10 protein-coding genes and 1 pseudogene are annotated in these 17,880 nt (G+C 42.8%); 6 read left to right on the top strand and 5 right to left on the bottom strand.

Annotation, left to right across the window (positions count from 1 at the left end):
* Positions 1-1,092: 1,092 nt before the first annotated feature.
* The 3 genes from V7K35_RS22445 to V7K35_RS22435 form a co-directional block, all read right to left on the bottom strand.
* On the bottom strand, positions 1,093-6,546 hold the full coding sequence (locus tag V7K35_RS22445; protein ID WP_335081750.1) for a phytase: 5,454 nt from the start codon (positions 6,544-6,546) through the stop codon (positions 1,093-1,095).
* A gap of 772 nt (positions 6,547-7,318) precedes the next feature.
* The gene (locus tag V7K35_RS22440; protein ID WP_335081747.1) at positions 7,319-8,101 is read right to left on the bottom strand and encodes a COP23 domain-containing protein; all 783 of its coding nucleotides are present in this window, start codon (positions 8,099-8,101) and stop codon (positions 7,319-7,321) included.
* Between the two features lie 222 nt (positions 8,102-8,323).
* Complete coding sequence (locus V7K35_RS22435) at positions 8,324-9,202, bottom strand: phosphodiester glycosidase family protein (RefSeq protein WP_335081745.1); 879 nt, start codon at positions 9,200-9,202, stop codon at positions 8,324-8,326.
* A gap of 538 nt (positions 9,203-9,740) precedes the next feature.
* Here V7K35_RS22435 and V7K35_RS22430 point away from each other — a divergent pair.
* Positions 9,741-10,037: a hypothetical protein gene (locus V7K35_RS22430; protein ID WP_335081743.1), complete on the top strand. Its 297-nt coding sequence runs from the start codon at positions 9,741-9,743 to the stop codon at positions 10,035-10,037.
* A 21-nt stretch (positions 10,038-10,058) separates the two neighbouring features.
* On the opposite strand, the gene V7K35_RS22425 is transcribed toward V7K35_RS22430, so the two are convergent.
* Together V7K35_RS22425 and V7K35_RS22420 are read right to left on the bottom strand one after the other, a co-directional pair.
* Positions 10,059-12,260 (bottom strand): PAS domain S-box protein, encoded by a 2,202-nt coding sequence (locus tag V7K35_RS22425; RefSeq protein WP_335081741.1) that lies wholly within the window; start codon positions 12,258-12,260, stop codon positions 10,059-10,061.
* A gap of 289 nt (positions 12,261-12,549) precedes the next feature.
* Positions 12,550-12,779 (bottom strand): annotated as a pseudogene (locus V7K35_RS22420) (Uma2 family endonuclease); the annotation flags it as partial.
* A 149-nt stretch (positions 12,780-12,928) separates the two neighbouring features.
* On the opposite strand from V7K35_RS22420, the gene V7K35_RS22415 reads away from it, so the two are divergent.
* The 5 genes from V7K35_RS22415 (at position 12,929) to V7K35_RS22395 (ending at position 17,567) form a co-directional block, all read left to right on the top strand.
* Complete coding sequence (locus tag V7K35_RS22415) at positions 12,929-13,054, top strand: hypothetical protein (RefSeq protein WP_335081739.1); 126 nt, start codon at positions 12,929-12,931, stop codon at positions 13,052-13,054.
* Between the two features lie 252 nt (positions 13,055-13,306).
* A complete protein-coding gene (locus V7K35_RS22410) occupies positions 13,307-14,650 on the top strand; it encodes an adenylosuccinate synthase (RefSeq protein ID WP_335081737.1) in 1,344 nt (447 codons plus the stop codon).
* 159 nt (positions 14,651-14,809) lie between these two features.
* Positions 14,810-15,427: a 50S ribosomal protein L25/general stress protein Ctc gene (locus tag V7K35_RS22405; protein WP_335081735.1), complete on the top strand. Its 618-nt coding sequence runs from the start codon at positions 14,810-14,812 to the stop codon at positions 15,425-15,427.
* Positions 15,428-15,502: 75 nt separating this feature from the next.
* Complete coding sequence (locus V7K35_RS22400; protein WP_335081733.1) at positions 15,503-17,047, top strand: bifunctional aminoglycoside phosphotransferase/ATP-binding protein; 1,545 nt, start codon at positions 15,503-15,505, stop codon at positions 17,045-17,047.
* A 13-nt stretch (positions 17,048-17,060) separates the two neighbouring features.
* The gene (locus V7K35_RS22395; RefSeq protein ID WP_334795252.1) at positions 17,061-17,567 is read left to right on the top strand and encodes a hypothetical protein; all 507 of its coding nucleotides are present in this window, start codon (positions 17,061-17,063) and stop codon (positions 17,565-17,567) included.
* Positions 17,568-17,880 lie beyond the last annotated feature (313 nt).

The following is a 17,880-nucleotide window of genomic DNA, read 5'->3' as shown; positions in this document are numbered from 1 at the left end:
ATATAGTTTGGGCAAGTCCGTTAAGTCCAATTTCGTCTAAATACCGAGAAGACATTTACAAAAAATGTATTTTCTCAGAGCTATTGAAAGCTTGAGAACTGATAATGTAATGTCAACGACTAATCTCTGTTAGTGAGTCAGGAGTTTGGAAGACTGAGATTTAGAATTTCAATCTATCGATAGTAGTTATGAGAAAACTTAGCTGGCACTAAAGATGTTTCCATGAAAAGATTAAGATAAGAATAAATTCAACAAAAGAAATGATTAAAATCCACTTTTATCAAAAAATAATATTTATTAAAATTTATAAGTTTTATTTATAAAAATGATGTAGCAATCCGAATTCGCTTGGTTTAAGGCTAAAACTCTGTTATCAAATTCAATTTTTTAACGAACCGCCTTCTCTGCGAGAGGTTTCTCTACGAGAGGCTCGGCCAACGCCAACCCACAGCGTCTCGCAGAGAAGGCGCAGAAGACGCATAGAGAAGAAATGCTTAACTGAACTGTATTGATAGCAATCCTAAATGAGTTGTAAGAAAATTCACCCCCCGATACTTTGGAGGGACTAAACGGGTGTCGCAACAATTGGCAATTTTCACGAATGATTTAGGACTGCTATACGCTAAATGTTTATGCTCTGAGATCCAAAGTATTTTTGATAATCATCAAAAGATAGAACTTTAATTTTTACAGTTTGAATTGACTAACGATCGCATCAATTCTACGGTTACTTGTAGGGCAATACGCTGGGGATGACGCTAGGCAAACAATCTAAGTAAAGTTCATATTTCATTAATTCGTAGCGAATTAAATTTTCCAATACCTTGCAATGCCAATGCATCCCAATACAATGTTAATGCGTCCCCTTGCAATGCCAATGCATTCCGATACATTGTTAATGCGTCCCCCTACAATGCCAATGTATCGCAATACATTGTTAATGCGTCTCCTTACAATGTTAATGCATCCCGGTACATTGTTAATGCGTCCCCTGACAATGCCAATGCATCCCGGTACATTGTTAATGTGTCCCCTGACAATGCCAATGCATCGGGATGCGTTATAAACACTACACTTTTACGTAAAACTGTACTAAGCCATGACACTAGCAGAGAAAACGAAGTCATTTGCAGTCAAGCTAGTTGAGGTAATTCCCAGCAATGAAACCAACTCTGTATTTCCGGTTTTTACCAGAGTCGTACTACCCTGTTGCAATAAGGTTAAAGCACTAAACTGAGTGACGCCAACACCGCCAAGCCCGATTTTATCAATCCCAGTTGTAAAATCAGTAATAATGTTCTTGCTAGTTGGCATGGCGTTAGCAATCCAGAATTGATCAGCACCAGCACCACCACTGAGGCGTTGGCGTAGCCCCCCGTAGGGATCGCTACCTCCTTGACCGGCAAATAGCACATCATCACCATCGCCACCAAATAGCGAATCATTGACACTGGAGAAGAGTTTGTCATCTCCATCACCACCGTAGAGACGGTTATTGCTACCGCCACTACTAAGGGTATCGTTGCCTGAGCCACCGAATAATGATTGACGAGAACCTTCAATTACTGTGAGAGTATCATCACCTGCCGCCCCAAACAAATTATTACTACTACTGGCTTCCACCACGGTAATAACATCATTACCATTGCCGCCATCAACATTGGTATTTTGAACTGGGCTATTTTGACCAATAAATATCTGATCGTTACCGTCATTCCCGGATACTGAAGAGTTACTACCTGCAAGTACTGTGTCATCACCGTTTCCAGCTAAGATTGTGTTACCTTGAGTGCCTTCTACAAAGTCTGCTCCGTCACCTGCATTAAAGAATTGTCCTGGATCAAGATTGACAGTATCGCTGTTACTAGAACCGAAACCGTTTGGGAAGGTAGGCTGTACACCTGTCAGGTTATTGGGTAATTCGAGAATGCCGAGTTTTTCAGCAGCTGTATTACCCGTAACGTTAAAGTCATTGTCGTTAATTAAGGCTAGAGTGTTGGGTGCTACCAGTGCCAAACCTTCTAATTTTTCTACTCCGGTATAACCTAACTGAGCAGCATTAGCGATTAGGTTCTTAGTGACAGGGGTAATATTAGCAGCAGCTAACTCAGCAGTGGTAAGTTGTTCAATGGTCTTACCAACTGGCAAGGTAAAGTTAGCAGGGTTGTTGATGTTGGTCGCCCCGGCTAAATCAATTTGGTAAATTAGTTTATTACCAGCAGATGTAGCGTTGTCGTCTCGCTCAACTACCGCAAATTTGCCGTTAGCCAAGGAGACTGCATCACCAATCTTATCGGTTCCTGGTAAACCTTGTAAGCGATATAAATACTCTCCTGTCACTTGCTTGCTGACAATATCAAACTCCAGAATTCGCAGGTTGACAGAAGCTTTGGAAGTCGCATCTTTAGCGACATCGGGATTATCGATCGCACTTTGAATAAAGGCATATAATTTATTACCTTCCAACGCTACAGCTTCAAATCCCCGGTTGTTGCGGCGTTGGGCATAAACTGTTGGCAATACCTCAGTCCCAAAAGTTCCAGCAGGTTGATCTGGATTGGGTGCCGTGGCAGTTCCTTTGGGAATAAAGCGGTCAATCAGTTTACCATTAACATCAAAGTGGTAAATTGCCGGACGGTATTCATCTACCATCCAGTAATCTCCATTTTTTGCAACTACAATTCCTTCTAAATCTGCACCCAAAGGATCGTTCGCTAGGGGTTGGTTGTCTAAGTCCACGCCAATTTCATCGGTATAAGCTGTACCATTTGCCCCTGCTTGCAAATTAGGCAGTCCCGTTAATGGCGTTGTCCCATCTTGGCGAAATAGCCCTGTTCTGTTGGTAATGTTGATTTCACCTGTGCTGCGGTTGAGTTCAAAGCTGACTACTTCTGGCTGGAAGTTGGGTAAGAAAAATGGTCTGTTTGAACCATTAGATTCTCCATTGGGGCCACGGTCTGTATTGGTGACAAATTTCAAGTTGCCATTTGCTGCAAACCCTTGGAAATTCAACCCGGAGAAACCACCCAAGGAAATATCTTGACCTTTAGAGGTTGTTCCTAATTTAGGTAGGTCTTCAAATTCATAGATAGTCAGCTTGGGTTGAGCAACAGGATTGCGGGGATCGTAACTTGTGGTGTCAATATTTAGAGACTTGGGGAAGGCATTGGCTATATTTTCCCAAGGCACTAGCTTAAAATTAGAGTTGACGTTTTCGCCATCGATTGTCTTAGCAGGTTCATTGGAACCATCTTGAGTAACAAATAAACCAAATGGGAAGTTAGGCCCCAGTGGCAGGTTAATTACATCTGCGCCGTCTGACTCTTGTACACTGTCAATTGACCCATTGTTACCAATAGCAAAGTTACCCACATATTCGTTGTTACCTTCACGAGTGTAGGCAACAAAAGTACTATCGCCTTGGCTGGATGCTAGCAGATAACCCGTGCCGTTTTTGCCGTAGTAGATGGTCAACCCTTCTGCGTCATCGGTAATGTGAGAACCACCCTCAAAACGGACGCGATCGATCAGCTTGCCTGTTGTGCCACCATTTGGTTCTGCCTGGAATTTCCAAATGCCTACATCTTCTTGGGCTATGTAGAGAAAGCCGGTTTCTTGGTCAACCACCATACCCTCTGTTTGGGGAGAACGCCCTGCTGTCGTCGGCGAGGGGATGGTGAACTCCCGCACCAGTTCAGCGCCAATTTTGCCATTACCTTTGTCAATCAATTTGAACTGAGCGATATCTCCAGTTTGGCGACGACTGGTAAAGACATAGTAATCATTAGTTACAGGGCTACGGTATAAGGTAACTCCGTAAGAACTGCGAGTTGATGCGGAATAGGGAGGTTGAAAAGGTGAGGCTTGGAAGATAGTGCCAATATTGCTATCGGTGATATCTTCCAAATAATTATTCTTAGCGCCAGGGTTAGGGTTAATTTTGAAGATTGCTAGTTTATCATTTTGGCGATCGCTAGCCACAGCAATATCAACAGATTGATTGCCTAATTTAAACCCGTATTGCAGGTCAATATTGTTGTAGCGAATACCACCGGGATTGAGCGTCTGCAACAAATTACCAGACAGGTCATAAACCCGCAGTCCAGCATTTTTTACTGAGGTTAATACTAGACTATCAGCAGAATTTGTGGCATTAACATAGATGGCAGGGTCATCAGCATCAGCCCGTTGAGATGTCGGGAGTGCCGGATCATCAAACAGATTGGGACGAGTTTCTACTGTAGGTGCAGCAGTGGGAACTAAATCTGCACCCAAGGTAAGGATTTGGGTATATTGGGTGCTACTAAAGTTATTGTCACTCACCAGCACAATCGACTGACGACCATCTGCTAGTTTGGGGCCGAAGGCAAGACCTTCAATGTTATCTATTCCAGTAGGGTGATTGGCATCAGTAGGCAGATTCAGGTCATTTAAATTCAATAAAAGATGCTTTTGAGCGGGTGCGATCGCTGCTAGTTGTTCAGCACTCAAATTATTTAGAGAATCGTAGAAACTAATGTCAGTTGCACCTTGCAAAGAAACTTCGTAAATTTTGATGGTGTCGCCTACACCTTGGACAAAGGAGCGTTCTAACGCAAGAAAAGTACCACGATTATCTATTGCCAATAAATCCGCCAAACCATTGTCAGCAGAGCCTGTGCTAGGGTTGGGCGCTTGGGCGATCGCATCAGTGATATAGAGATATTCCTTTTCTGGCTGTCCAGTTACCAGATTGTATTGCAGAATCCGGGAAGGACTGCCATTGGTGAATGAAGCTTTTAATCCATCTTGGGACAGGGCGTTTTCAGTGGCCGTAAATAGGGTTTTCTGGTCAGGTGTAATCGTGAGGCTTTCAAATGCCAGGTTATTGTAAACACCTGATGTCTGCGTATCACCTGCATTTATAATCCCATCGCCGTTGGTATCCTGAACTACTGGCAAAAACTTGCTGGGGACAAGTAGCGAGCGTACTTCTTGCCCCGTTGTCAGCGAAAACTCTTTAATAAAGGGATTAGTAACCCGACCAGCAGTAGGATTAACTTCGCCTTCTGAAGAGATGAAGACTGTCCCATGATTGGTTAAAGTAATGCCTTCAGGGTCAAGACTGTTGGTTGCAAAAAAGTTGCCGTTGGTATCTTTTAAGGGCGTGACATTGGTAAAAGTCACCCCACTATCAGCAGTGAAGGTATAAAAACGGGCAGGTGCAACTTGGGAGCGATCGTCTGAGATAGCGTAGTAGCGGTTGTTAACCGCATCATAAGTTACACCAGACAATCCACCTAATGGAGTAGAAACTCCATTCACAGTTCCCGCCGCACCAGCAGGAATAAAGCTAGTAGCGAAGGTAGTCTGTCTTTCAAAGACCAGATTAGAAATGGTTTTACCTGCTTGAGTTGGTCTAGTTTGCACATCTGCGAATACTAAGCGATGGTCAGAACTGGGGAAGGGAAAAGTACCTACTGGGGAGAATGTCGGGTCAGTATTCAGCGGCCAAAATATTCCTGAGTTGGCAATTGTCAGGTCAGCGGAGGGTAGAACGTAATCAGTCCGCAGGTTTCCGGGAGTTGTATCAGCAAAGTCAGCAGTATCAAAGCTAGGATTACCTTTTTGGCTAGCGTTTGCACCAGCTTGTAAGTTTGCTTGTTGGGGACCACCAAGACTGGTAGGGATGACATTAGTATTAATATTGGGATTTTGCAATAGTTGCTGGATAGCATTGTCATAACTGTCACCATCTACGGGGTCAGCATTTTGATCACCCATAATTACAAAGTCTGAACCAGCAACAATACCGCCCGTTTTACCGGTATCATCATAGATGTAATCACCTTTACCAGGAGTTATGTAATCTGCCCAAAAGCGGATCTCATCATGGTTGCGCTTACCGTTGCGGTCTTCCGGGCCATCAAAGGTTGGGGGTGTGGGGTGGCTGACGAGGACATGAATTGTTTCCCCGTTCACCTGGATAGGTACATCCCAATGACTTTTGGAGGAGAGGCGTAGAACTTTCAGTTCCTGGTCAGAATACCAATCATTTGGCTGTGGTGTTGTGGGATCATCGGGAAGCAAAGCATTAGGCATATCCTTCCAGAGGAAGTTTTGGAAAGTGCGAATATTTGCAGTGTCAACGGGATATTTGGACAGCAGCAACATCCCGTATTGACCAGGAAAATCACCGAATCCGAAGGCATCATCGCCATATCCTGATTTGCCTGGGGTTGTAACTACTGCGCCGTTGTTGTTCAAGTCAAACCCAGAGGCAATACCCGTGTTGGAGGGAGCGATATAAAAGTAGGGGTAGTCAACGGGAGTCGCACCGTTTTGGCTGATGGCTAAATAATTTTGCCGGAATAGTTTAACTGCCTCTTGGGAGTAGTCAAACTCATTAATTAGCAGCACATCCGGGTTCTTACGCTGGATTATTTCCGCAACAGCTTTTGCCTGAGCATTATCGGGGGTTGACAAATCGGTGACTAATTGACCTTGGGTGCTGCGGTTTAGGGAAGCATTGAATTGGGAAAAGCGGATTGTATTAGTAGTTACCATAAGTTAGTTCTGGAGTAGATTCAAAGTGGGTAAATTTGAGGCTGAAGAAATGATACTTATTTAGCTCTAACTCCCAATTTTATCGGTATCAATAATTAGTCTATAAGCGATTTATACCAATTCTCTAAAATAAGGCAACAGATGTAAGCAAGGATTGCTTTGCTGCATCTAAATTTCTCAATTGCGAATTGGTATTAGTAGTGCTAAAAAACAAACAGTATCAGAAGTCTGAGGGCTAGTACTGGTAGTGTCAATGCCACATTCAAAATCCGAAACGTGAAGAAGTTGGAGTGTAAATGTCATTTTTATTGCCAGTAAAAGACCGTTAACTGTAAAGTGCATCTTTGCAGTTAGAGCGATGGCTATGCCAACACCCTGTAGTGCGTCCCCTACGCGTAGCTTACTTAAGAGCAGGGGTACGGTGAACGCAATATTAATATGAACAAGATAAAATACGTCTTCCAAACCACTATTCTTAGAGCTTATCAGAAGACAGCTACATAACTTTTTAGTATTAGTTCTTAATTGCGCACCCTCAAACTATCCCAGTTAGATTAAGAAACAGCTAGCAAAAGGTTAAGACAAAAAATAATTGCAGGTTTGGGGACGCTTTCCCACAGCAATTATTCTCAGCGTGACACTCGCAATCACAGGCAGATTAGAAGTAATTTAGCGGACATGATATTAATCAGCGGTTTTTGATGGGATTTAAATTAAGGTGCGTAACAGCCCACCTTAATTTAAATCTGTATTTTAGTATTTCGGTTAGATATTAGCGGAAATTTTGAGGATTTAGACGAGCACCGTTAGGCTGAGACTGACGACGAATTGCTACTCCACTCCGCAAATTGTTTCCGGTACCGCCATCTTTGCGATCGAGGAAAGGTTTCAAATTAATCCCACTTCTAGATGAACTAACCCGATTATTACCACTGCCTAGAAGTGTGCGTCCTAAATTATATAATTCGTTGCCTCCACTACTGCGATCGCCATAAGTGTTAACAGCTATAGTCTGCTGTCCACTGTCAGCAGTAGTCAAGTTCTGGAAAACGCTATTGCGGATAACATAGGGGTCTTTCCCAGGCGGTACTGTCAACACAATTCTACAGGTTGGGTTAGCTTCAGTTGTGACGCAGACAATATTTTCGTTATTTTCTACAGCTGTCTGGAGTTCTTGTAAGCCATCTGGGCGATAAAGTTCTAAACGACTGGCAATTGCTGTACAACGCCTTTGTGCATCCCAACCACCGCCCAAAGCCGCAGGTGCCGCCCAAGGAAAGAATTGTCCAGATTGACTTTGTGGCTGATACATGACAGTATACTGACCATTGTAAGTCTGACAGGTAAACCGAGTTGTACCGTCAGATGAGGGTGAAGGTGGTATGCCTGTCGATGTGTCTATTGGTACTGGTGCTGATGTGCCGCCTGATGGTACTGTTGGTACTACTACACCTTCACCAGTAGAATCATATTGTGCCATTGCTGCCGAATTGCCCAGACACAAAGATAAGCCAAGACTGCCTAAAGATATAAATCGCAGTAGTTGTGATGACATAAATCATCCTCCAGTAGAAATAGGTAGGGAATTGATAGTTTAAATGACGAAATAATTCTGTTTTTTGATTCATCAAAAAGGCTATTTTTTTCCTCTGTTGATTTTTTCTCTTCAAGTAGCTTTATCACCGTGCTTGAATTTCTGCATGATGCCCCTTATCTGCATTTATCTAAATCAACGGTTACGAAGCATCCAGAATTTTATAATCCACAACTTAGGTTACTAGTTTTCCTGAACCAGCAAAACTGACTTCACGGGACGCTTAATAGGATTTCCCTCTAAATCAACTTTCCCGTAAAAGGTTTTGCCATTGTAATAAAACGAAGACGAACTCCCTCCATCCAGATTCATCGCTTTATCAGCACCAAGGGTTTTCATCAAATCAGCTAATGCTGGCAAGGACACCCCAGAGTTCGCAGGAAGCGAGGGTTTTTGAGCCACCATAACTAAAACAACGCTGCCATCACGGGTGATACCCACGGCAGTTCTGGCGTTAGGTTGGTTACTGCCAAGTGCATCTCGTTTATTGGCATTATCCACAAAGCCCTCTTTTATTAAGGTGAGTTCTGGTAACAGGCGTGGGCCTGCGCCTATAGCATCAACTAACTGACAACCTACTGGTGGTGACTCACTGTGTAGGGCAATCGAATAACTGATAGTTTGTCCACATAAATAGCGGCGGAATTCTGTGCGATTGAAAATTTGACTCAGGTAAGGTTTTAAGTTGGGATTATTCACCAGCCGCTCGTTTTCCTTGGGGTTAGCTACTAACTTCCCTTCTATGACAATATAGGATGTAGATTTTTGGTTGGCTGGGTCAAAAAAGCCTGCGTTCAAGATAGCTACGGCTCGATGCTTGTGGGCAAATTCCTCTACTGTGGCTACCTTCTGTGATAATGCAGGAGTTACCAAAAATCTGCTATTAGCTGGAATTAACAGGATATGAGCGATGCTTTGGGGCAAAATGCGCTCGAAGTAGCGGATAGTTTTTGGCGGTGAAGATGCAACAGTTGGTATTGACGGTGTTGAGGAACGCAAATTAAACCACAACACCATTGCCAAACTAATTAATATTAAACCCAGTAGTTTAATTTTTCTCACTTTTAAACTCACTTGCAGTTAGCTAAAACAAAGTTAATTTAGTTGAAATAATTTAAGCTGAAAAATAAGGGTATTTAATCTCAGGTAGCGCACCTGCATAGTCTAACAGAATAAAAGTATGGTGGATTCATAACGAATACCCAAGAGTCGAGTCTACATATAGTCCAGACAAGAGAATGGTGATAACGGTATATCATATTAATAGGACTTACGCATTGACACGAAAGACTAAATATGAATGATTTGAAAAACCACATCTGTCGTAGGGGCACAGCATTGCTGTGCCCCTACAGTGCGGGTCTATTTACTATTAAAGAATGATTAATTAAAGCCTGAAACGACCTATACATGGTAAATGCATACCATGATTAATTTATACAGCGCGTAAGTCCGAGCTAACTGATATTTTTTATTTTTATTAACCTAAAAAAACTACCAAACTCTAGCGAATTGGCAGGTTTTTAATATTCAAAAAGTTACTTTTTTCAAGAATCATCCAGAACTATTCAACCTTTTCAATACTTACTTCCCCAAACTCATGGAGTTTCTAACTGCTATCGAAGTTGAGGTGGAGCTTGTTATTCACCATTCTCGTCATTTGCGGAACATTGTAGTGAAGCGCCTTGAATTACCGGACTTCAGTTTTAGGGTAACTCCAGATTCCACAATTGGCGGTTGTCCAATCGAAGCGCTCGATATCCCACCAAGGGCAAGTCATCCAGATGGTTCACCTCGCTATGACTTGTTGAACTTCCGGTTAAGGACTAAGTTAGACTGTTCTCATTTCCAACGTGGGCAGAAAGTTTTGGTTGACAGGATTTATTGTAATCTGTGATCCTTTCACCAGCAAAATCAATTAGCCATCTCCTATAACTGATTCCAGTTCTTGAGACAGCGAATGTGTGTCTCTAGATGTTGAGGCAGGTAAGTATACTGTAAATTGAGTCCCTCTACTCATCTGACTATAAACATTGACAAAACCACCATGATTCTTAATGATACCTAACGCCGTGGAAAGTCCTAAACCTGTACCTTTGCCTACCTCTTTAGTAGTGAAGAATGGTTCAAAAATCTGTTTCTGGACTGACGAGGACATCCCCATACCAGTATCTGTTACTACGATCGCAATATAAGAACCCACTTTAGCATCAATATTTATCTGGGTAGAATGTTCACCAATTACTACATTTTCCGCCGCAATCCTCAAGATGCCGCCATTGGGCATAGCGTCGCGGGCGTTGATTACTAAATTAATCAGCACCTGATGTAGTTGAGTTGTGTCTCCACAGACGTACCAGAGATTTTTGGGGATATCTGTTTGAAAAATGATGGATTTAGGGAATATTTGAGCGATAATTTGCTCAATTTCTGCCATCAATGGCTGAATTTGGACAATTGTCTGTTTACCTTCGATGCCCCGTGCAAAAGATAACACTTGCTTGAGCAAATTAGCGCCACGTTTAACATTATTTTCTAAAGTTTGCAGTATTTGCTGACTCTGCGAATCAGGCAATTTCTTCTGCAAAAGTTGAACTGACATTAAAATTGGGGATAGTATATTGTTAAGGTCATGGATGATACCACTAGCTAAAGTGCCGATACTCTCCAAACGTTGCGATCGCAGAAGTTGAGCTTCCAGTTGTTTCTGCTCGGTAATTTGGGTGTTCACACTCAAGATGGATTTGGGTTGTCCATTATCATCTCGGATTAGTGTCCACCGACTTTCAACGATAATTACTTTACCTTCCCTTGTCAGTTGATGCAACTCACCCCGCCACTCACCCGTATTCATCACCCTTAAGTAAGCATCTTCTACCTGTGGTGAAATCTCTTTATCCAAAAGTTGCAAAACATCTTTACCCACAACTTCCTCAGTTTTCCAGCCGTACAGACGTTCAGCACCTTTATTCCAAAATAATATTTCGTTGTGGATATTTCGCACCAGAATCGCGTCAGTTGATACATCCAGCAACGCAGCTTGTTCACGGATTTTCTGTTCTGCCTGTTTTTGCTGGGTTATATCTCGCGTCAGTGCCAAATAGATAAATGTACCATCAGATTCGTTACGCAATGGTACAGCATAGGTTTCTATGTAGCGGTGGGTGCCTTTAAATCCAACGATTTCAAACTCCAAAGTCCCCTTGTTACCTTGGCAGATACTTTTATGCAAGTCGGCAAAGGCTGCTCTATACTCTGGTACAATTACGGCATCGATTGGTTTACCAATCAAGACATCAGCACTTTCCACTTCCATCATTGCCAGCCCATAGGCATTAATTTCTAAAAGGGTGCCATCCCTGGCAATTAACTTGATGCATTCTGGTTCTGCATCTATCATCGCTCGTAAACGATTTTCGCTTTGGCGTAGAGTCAGTTCCGTCTGCTGAAGTTGCCTGATATAACACCACAACAAGTCATACAGCAGCGTCACCAGCACCAAATCCACAATAGCAGCGATAAAAAATGTAACTATTGCCTTTTGGGAACTTGCTTGTAACTGCTGCATTCGCTGCTGTAATAAATTTTGCTCCGCCTTTAAAGAGTCATGAATCAGCTGTTGGATTCTTTTGCCGATTTGTTTATCTTTATCAGATAATATTTGCTGCCGAACTGCTTCTAATCCCTGGTTTTGTCTAAGGTAAATTTCTTGTTGCAGAATGTTGAGCCTATTAGTAATTTTTGGTTCCAGCAAAGAAATCCACTGCTGCTTTTGATGGTTATCAGCAGTTAAATTGCTGAGAATCTGAATATTGCTATTAGTTTGTTGATAAGCTGCAAGATAAGTTTGTAGATCATCTGCATCTGCTGTAATTAGGTAATTACGTTGTGCGGTTTCAGTATCTTTGAGTAGAGATTGGATACTTTCAAGTTGGGTAATCACTTCATAGGAGGATGTCACCCATTGCTGATTGTGAATCAGCTTAACAGTGTTGCTATAGGAGACTACAGCATTAGTCAATACAATTGCCAATGCCAGGATAAATATTGCTTTCAGCTTTTGAACTCTATACCATTTTTTGATCATGCGATCGCCCTTTGAGCCGCAGATTACCTCCATCAGTTAAGATTCAAGATTAAAAACAAATACTGAGAAGATTTCAAGAATTTTGATATCACGGGTAACAAAATACAATCTGTTATAGTTGTAAATATCTGGATTGATCGGGATGATAATTTATACATAATAATCACAAATAAATCCGTTAGTTTTTAATATAAATTCATTTTTAACATTAGTATACTTAATGAAGTTTGGTTCAGAGAATTTGCCTATGCATAGCATTTGTAGTTGCAATGCTACGTCTCTTGTTTGGAATTATAATTAACCCCACATTATCCGTAAATCCAAAACCAGGTAATATATCTTCTCCAGACAAGCTGGTGAGAGACTTTAATACTTCTTTTAGTTGTCATTATGTATAAATTTTGAGGTATTTTTTGAAAAATTAGCCAACCAAGTCGCACTTTTGCATCCGTATATTCGCCCATCTTGGCTTGTGTCTCGCTCAAACTATCAGATGGGGATTAGCTCTAAAACAAAATTAGGAGCGATGGGAGGAAATTTCTCGCGCTGTTCGGTACGCGCAAGGGGCCTGACTTTTCACGGAATGTGGAAAAGATCATTTTGAGAGTTTCCCAAACCCTGATTTTTCCGTTATTAGTTATCATTAACTTAGTACTATTGATAATTAAGCTGTGGAAAAAGCCACGCTTTTTCGGAGCTTTATGACTTCCGGTGAAAAATCAGGCAAGGGACAAGTCGGAAAACCGCAAAGGCGCACTGCCTCGTTTATGCCTCTTAACCCGTCCACCGCAGTGGCTCCCCATGAGCGACTGGCGTGTGGTTTGTAACCGCGCTTTTAACTATAGCGGTTCTCAGTTGAGTGCGGTACAGACCTAACCCCCAACCCCTTCCCTATAAGGGAAGGGGAGTAAGATTCAAAGCCTCTCTCCTTTTAGGAGAGAGGTCAAAACTGTACTGCACCCAAGCGAGAAGCGCTATATATTGAAAACAGCAAAGTTATTCTGGAATAAGCTTGACATGATTCAAGAAATATGTTAATAATTATAGTTTGTGGAAACTTTACTTCTTAATATAAGCTCTTGGCTAACGTCATTGTCATAGGTGCCCAATGGGGCGATGAAGGAAAAGGTAAAATAACTGACTTACTCAGCCGTTCGGCAGATGTTGTAGTACGTTACCAAGGGGGTGTCAATGCTGGACACACGATTGTGGTAAAAGGTCAGACCTTTAAACTACACTTGATTCCCTCTGGTATTTTGTATCCAAATACCGATTGCATTATCGGCTGTGGAACAGTCATCGATCCACAGATTTTGATCACAGAAATCGACCAACTAAAAGAATTAAATATTTCCACTGACCACCTGCTGATATCTGAGACAGCACACGTAACCATGCCTTATCATCGGTTGATTGATCAGGCATCGGAAGAACGACGTGGAAGCCATAAGATCGGCACAACAGGTCGGGGCATTGGGCCGACTTATGCTGACAAATCTGAACGTACAGGCATTCGAGTTTTAGATTTGATGGATCCCGATGGGCTACGTGAGCAGTTGGAGTGGACGATTAATTATAAAAACGTCATTTTAGAAAAGCTTTACAATTTGCCGCCTCTAGATGCACAAGAGGTGATTAAACAGTATCTGGGTTATGCAGAACGTTTGCGACCTTACGTTATTGATACATCGTTAAAAATATACCATGCGATTCAGCGACGGCGCAATATTTTGTTTGAGGGCGCACAAGGCACGCTTCTGGATTTAGATCATGGAACTTATCCCTATGTCACCTCCTCTAATCCTGTGGCCGGGGGGGCTTGCGTTGGTACAGGTGTAGGGCCGACAATGATTGACCGAGTAATTGGGGTGTCGAAAGCCTATACGACACGAGTGGGAGAGGGGCCATTTCCCACCGAATTGGATGGAGAGTTGGGAGAATTATTGTGCGATCGCGGTGCCGAATTTGGCACAACCACTGGACGTAAACGGCGCTGTGGCTGGTTTGATGCCGTCATCGGTCGCTATGCCGTGCGGATTAACGGCATGGATTGTATGGCGCTCACCAAACTGGATGTCCTCGATGAATTAAAGGAAATTCAAGTTTGTGTAGCTTATGACATAGATGGCGATCGCACCGAACACTTCCCCACCAGTTCCCGTAAATTTGCCAAATGTCGCCCCATCTACAAAACCTTACCAGGATGGCAAGTGTCAACAACTCACTGCCGCACCCTAGAAGACTTGCCACAGCAAGCACTGGACTATCTAAAATTCCTCGCTGAATTGATGGGAGTCCCGATCGCGATCGTCTCACTAGGAGCTAGCCGTGATCAAACCATAATCGTAGAAGACCCCATCCACGGGCCCAAACGTGCTTTATTGCAGGCCGACGGCACACCTGCTATCTTGCTAAGTGCTTAGTTAAGAGTGAAGAGTTAACAGTTAAAAGTGAATAATTAAATCAAAACTCCTAACTCCTAACATCCTGTACAGACGCGATTAATCGCGTCTCTACTCCAAACTCCTGTACAAACGCGATTAATCGCGTCTCCTAACTCTAATTAACAACTAACAACTTCTATGGCTATTACAGTCGAATCTCAAAAACGCCCAGAAGGCAGTAAGCCCAGAGCTTTGCGTCGTTCTGGACTGATACCTGCCAATTTGTACGGTCACAAGGGTACAGAGTCAATTTCTCTGACCATTGATGCCAAAACTGTTGAGCGCTTGCTCAAAAGAGCTTCAGTCAACAACACCTTGATTGAGTTAAACATTACTGATGCACCTTGGCGCGGTAAAACCTTGCTGCGGGAACTTCAGATTCATCCCGCAAAAGGTACGCCTTACCACCTCAGCTTTTTTGCGGTTGCCGGTCACGGCGACACCACTGTAGAAGTACCGTTGCGTTTTCTGGGAAATGCTGTTGGTGTTAAACAAGAAGGTGGTTTTTTAGACACTGTTATCACTGAATTGCAAGTCAGCTGTGCGCCAGAAAACATCCCTGAAATAATTGAAATTGATGTCTCTAACCTGCAAATCGGAGATAGCTTACGTATTCAGGAGCTAGTCTTGCCTCAAGGTGTCACAGTTCTTGGTGATACGGAGCGAGTTGTAGTTAGCGTTTCGCAGCCACAAATCAGTGCTGCTGCTGAGGATGAGGCTGAGTTAGAGGGTGAACCAGCCTCTGAAGCTACGTAAAGTGTATAATAATTTTTGATGATAGCCAGGGGGAAACTCCTGGTTTTTTTGTTTTTGAACTCACAAAGGAAAGAGATGACAGAAGCGACTCTTCCAGCTTTAATTCAGCAAATGTTGCAGCCGGGATTTTATCCCCATGCGGTAACAGAACCCATTCAACTAATTCAAACCCACATTTCTTATGTGCTGCTGACTGGAGATTACGCCTATAAGCTGAAAAAACCTGTGAATTTTGGCTTTTTGGACTTTTCTACCTTAGATAAGCGGCAGCATTTTTGTCACGAAGAGTTGCGGTTAAATCAACGGGGTGCTGGTGAACTGTATTTAGAAGTTTTGCCCATAACTCAGGTAGGAGAGCAATACCATTTAGGAGGAACTGACGAGCCTGTAGAATACGTGCTGAAGATGCGTCAGTTTCCTGAAGAGTCGCTATTAAGTACACTTTTTGAACAGGGTAAGTTAAATGAGACACACCTAGAAGAGTTGGGACAGGTGGTGGCTCAATACCATGCCCAAGCACAGACGAATGATTATATTCGCAGTTTTGGTGAAGTGCCAAAAGTCCGGGCTGCATTTGATGAGAATTATCAGCAAACTGAGAAGTATATTGATGGCCCCCAGACTCAGGCGCAGTTTACAGAAACAAAGCAATATACAGATAAATTTTTTGCAGAACGTCCAGAATTATTTGCTAGCAGAATTCACAACAATTATATTCGTGAATGTCATGGGGATTTACACCTGAGAAATATTGCGCTGTGGCACGATAAAATCTTGCTGTTCGATTGCATTGAGTTTAACGAGCCGTTTCGGTTTGCTGATGTCATGTACGATGTGGCATTCACGGTGATGGATTTGGAAGCACGGCAGTGTCAAGATTTAGGTAATGCTTTTTTGAATTCCTACATAGAGCAAACTGGAGACTGGGAAGGTTTACAGGTACTGCCCTTGTATTTGAGTCGTCAGGCTTATGTTCGAGCAAAGGTAACTTCATTTTTGCTAGACGATCCGAGTGTACCTGCGACAGTAAAGGAAGAAGCGACAAAAACCGCCGCTGACTATTACAAACAGGCTTGGGATTACACTAAACCAAAGCTGGGACAACTAATTTTGATGTCGGGGTTGTCGGGTTCTGGTAAAAGTACCACAGCAAGGTATTTAGCCCGTCAACTAGGAGCGATTCACCTTCGTTCTGATGCGGTGCGGAAACATTTAGGGGGAATTTCCCTGTGGGAAAAGGGTGGCGATGATTTGTATACACCTGAGATGACTGAAAAAACCTACACACGGCTGTTGTCATTGGGAATTATCCTGGCTCAACAAGGTTTTTCAGTGATTTTGGATGCCAAGTATGATCGACAGCAGTTACGGCAAGAAGCGATCGCTCAAGCTACGAAGCACCAACTTCCCCTTCAGATTATCCAATGCACAGCACCCCTTGAAGTTCTAAAAGAACGTCTGAATAACCGCACTGGTGATATCGCTGATGCCACCGCCGATTTATTAGACTCACAACTCAAACAAGCTGAACCCTTCACTGAAGAAGAACAATCCTACGTAAAGATTTGGGATACAACTCAACCACAACAGGCACAATTAAAATTAGTAATTCCCCAATAGGTTTTTTTACCCTATGGCAGACAAAAAGAACGACTTTTTCAGTATTTCTCCCAGCTTCTTTTCTCAACTGTTATTTGGGGCATTTTTAACATTTATATTAATAATGACCGGCTCTGCACCAGCCCTGAGCATCTTCTTAGGAATCATGGGGGGTTTCATCCTCAGCTGGATCACAAATTTAACTAGTAATAGCGCCCAGCCTGCAACTGTAGCCTCTTCTGATGGCGTTGATACAGGACTGAAATATTGGTTATTTTTCATGCTTGGCTTCGTATATTTAGGGTATCCAGCACCTATGAGTATCTTGCTAGGTGGATTAGGCGCTTTAGCTGGAGGCTGGATTACTGCTTGGTGGGGAAGTAAGGAAGAAACTAGAACTCAGTTGCAAGTTGAAGAGTCAGAAGAGGGCGAAGTTGAACCAACAAACGAGAGGATAAACAAACGGCAAACAAGAAGAACTGCCCGCCGTTACCGTCGCACTCCTGGAAGTAGTTTCAATTTCAGGTTTTGGGAAAAGTAATATTGGGCACTTGTACTGAGCGAACGCAAGAGCGTCTCTAAGAGTTGCCGTAAAGCCTACGGCATAGCTACGCTTAGGGCGCAGCCTCTCCAAGAGTTGTACTGGGCATTGGGGATGAGTCTTTAATACTCGCCGACGAGTCTTTGATACTCGTGAACGAGTCTTTAATACTCGCCGACGAGTCTTTGATACTCGCCAACGAGTCTTTGATACTCGTGAACGAGTCTTTGATACTCGTGAACGAGTCTTTGATACTCGTGAACGAGTCTTTGATACTCGTGAACGAGTCTTTGATACTCGTGAACGAGTCTTT

Origin of the sequence: Nostoc sp. (assembly GCF_036917275.1) — a bacterium.
In the GTDB taxonomy this organism is placed as follows: domain Bacteria; phylum Cyanobacteriota; class Cyanobacteriia; order Cyanobacteriales; family Nostocaceae; genus Nostoc.
The sequence above is the reverse complement of the archived record's forward strand: the minus strand, read 5'-3'. Positions and strand labels throughout refer to the sequence as shown.

Bases quoted from the DNA above. Each gene is read 5' to 3' on its own strand.
- V7K35_RS22440 (WP_335081747.1), bottom strand. From the start codon at position 8,101: ATGTCATCACAACTACTGCGATTTATATCTTTAGGCAGTCTTGGCTTA.
- V7K35_RS22430 (WP_335081743.1), top strand. From the start codon at position 9,741: ATGGAGTTTCTAACTGCTATCGAAGTTGAGGTGGAGCTTGTTATTCAC.
- V7K35_RS22445 (WP_335081750.1), bottom strand. From the start codon at position 6,546: ATGGTAACTACTAATACAATCCGCTTTTCCCAATTCAATGCTTCCCTA.
- V7K35_RS22405 (WP_335081735.1), top strand. From the start codon at position 14,810: ATGGCTATTACAGTCGAATCTCAAAAACGCCCAGAAGGCAGTAAGCCC.
- V7K35_RS22415 (WP_335081739.1), top strand. From the start codon at position 12,929: ATGACTTCCGGTGAAAAATCAGGCAAGGGACAAGTCGGAAAACCGCAA.
- V7K35_RS22400 (WP_335081733.1), top strand. From the start codon at position 15,503: ATGACAGAAGCGACTCTTCCAGCTTTAATTCAGCAAATGTTGCAGCCG.
- V7K35_RS22395 (WP_334795252.1), top strand. From the start codon at position 17,061: ATGGCAGACAAAAAGAACGACTTTTTCAGTATTTCTCCCAGCTTCTTT.
- V7K35_RS22425 (WP_335081741.1), bottom strand. From the start codon at position 12,260: ATGGAGGTAATCTGCGGCTCAAAGGGCGATCGCATGATCAAAAAATGG.